Genomic DNA, 2,071 nt, shown 5'->3' with positions numbered 1-2,071 from the left:
TCGATCAGCGGCAGCCCCCGCCCCCAGATACGCTCCATTTCCTCGTCCGCGCGCGCGCGCGCGGGACCCTGGCCCATGGCGTTGGGCTCCGCGAACGAGCCCGGGACGAAGCCTTCCTCGGCCGAGAGCGCGGGAATGGAGGGGGGGCGGTGCCCCTTGCGGACGAAGAACGCGTTGACCCCGGCCCGGCCGCATCCCACGAAGTCGTAGCCCTTGCGCTCCGCCAGGTGGCAGAGAGCGCCCAGCGACGCACCGTAGTAGATCCACGAAGGGTGGGCTTCGAACCGGCTGAAGTCCGCGGCGTACGGCACGGTCACCGTGGCCCGGGGGCCGAAGCGGTAGTTGTACTCCGCCACCACGATCGTGGGTTGAACCACGTCGATCGCGTCCCAGACCCAGTAATCGTTGCCGTCGATATCCACCGACAGGAGGCCGATTTCGCCCGTCATCCCGGCGTCGCGCAGGATTCCGTTGATGTTGTCCCGGGTGATGAAGCTGTGCGCAACCTGCAGGTCGTACAGCCAGTGCTCCCGGCTCTGGCGGATGCGGGCCACGTGATCGGCATCGGCCTCGATCACCAGCCCGCGCCACCCGTAGTTCAGGAGCAGGAAGCGGGTGTTCGCCTCGGTGTAGTCCTCGACGCCGAACTCCACGAATGCGCGTTCCCGCAGCGGCACCTCGCGTACCAGCGCCTGGATGATCCCGTCCTCGCCCCATTGCGAGAACACCCTGAATTCGCTCTCCTGCAGCGAGCGGAAGCCGGCTGCCGCGTTCTGGCGCGCCTCGATCCGGCCCAGCGCCTCCTGCATGAACGTGAGCTTCGCGTCGAGCGCGGCCACCTCCAGGCGAAGGGTGTCGACGCGACGGTTGTCGAACAGCCATTCGCGCCCGGGCCGCGCCGCGCGTCCCAGCAGCGATCGTAATCTCATGGCCTGCTGCGTTGATATGAAAGGCCCCGGGCGCGCCGAAGCACGGCGCGCGCGAGCCGGACCGGCGGCCACTGCGCCACCCGCCGCAGCTCGGCGATCTGCGCCCAGGCGTCGGCCAGGTCGTACTCCACTTCGCGGAAGAGGCTTTCGGACGCCCGGTTGTGGCTCACTTCCACGGTGGGCAGCGAGGCGTCCTCCGGGCGTAGCGCCGCCACGATCAGCCCGTCGCCGGTGTACGACTCGGCCACACCGTGGGCGGCGATGATCCGCGCGCCCCGCCCCTGCAGCAGCTGCAGGCACTTCTGGTGGGTCAGCGGGTCGCCCGAGATGGAGTGGTGGTGCGTGGACAGGACCAGGAACCGGATGGCGCCGCGGTCCAGCGCGCCCGACGCGCCCTCCAGCATCTCCAGCTCGAAGCCCTGGATGTCGGCCAGCAGGACGTCGACCGACTCGATCCCCTCGCGGGCCAGGAAGTCGTCGAGCGACACCCGGGGCACCTGGCGTACCAGCCCGTCGCTGTCGCACGGAAAGGGCGCCGGCGGGCCCGACACCCGCCCCACCGCCGCCTCGGTGAACCGCCCCTCGGCGCCGTTCAGGGCAAAGTTCTGCCGCCCCACCCGCAGGTGCCCGGGATCGGGCTCCACCAGGTAGGTGCGCGCATCGGCCACCACCCGCTGAAACCACAGCGAGTAGTAGCCCCAGTAGCCGCCCAGCTCCACCATGGTGCCGCCCTGGCGCACCCGGGGCAGCAGCTGGTGGAAGACGGCTTCCTCCTGCGGCTCGTGGTAGCCTCGCAGCTCGCGGATGAGCTCCGTCATCCACCGGCCGCAGTAGCCGTCTTCCACCACCCGTACGCCGTTGTGCATGCGCTGGCAGCGCACTCCGTCTTCCGCGAACACCTCGCCCGCGCCCGGAACGCGGGGCAGGGCCGGCACCTCGGGACACCGCGCGGCCAGGCGGATGCGGCGGCGCTGGTCGTCGGAAAGCCCCGGCACCGGCGGGGCGCCGCCGAAGGCCGCGGGCGCGGCGCCGCTCACGACCCGCCCCCGGGAAGCGCGGTCCGCTCCACCCGCCAGCGCAGGTCGGGCCGGATGACGCCGGGAAGGCGGATGCCGCCGGGACCGTGGCCGCGGAGGTCCTCC

2 protein-coding genes are annotated in these 2,071 nt (G+C 71.4%); both read right to left on the bottom strand.

Going from position 1 to position 2,071, the window contains the following annotated elements:
- A partial coding sequence (locus VIB55_RS16060) for a hypothetical protein (RefSeq protein ID WP_331877675.1) occupies positions 1-929 on the bottom strand: 929 nt, incomplete at its 3' end.
- Positions 926-1,966, bottom strand: coding sequence for an FkbM family methyltransferase (locus VIB55_RS16055; RefSeq protein WP_331877674.1), 1,041 nt, complete (start codon positions 1,964-1,966; stop codon positions 926-928). The genes VIB55_RS16060 and VIB55_RS16055, both read right to left, overlap by 4 nt.
- Positions 1,967-2,071 lie beyond the last annotated feature (105 nt).

It is taken from the genome of Longimicrobium sp., from assembly GCF_036554565.1.
Classification (GTDB): Bacteria; Gemmatimonadota; Gemmatimonadetes; order Longimicrobiales; family Longimicrobiaceae; genus Longimicrobium.
This window is presented reverse-complemented; position numbering and strand designations above follow the sequence as displayed.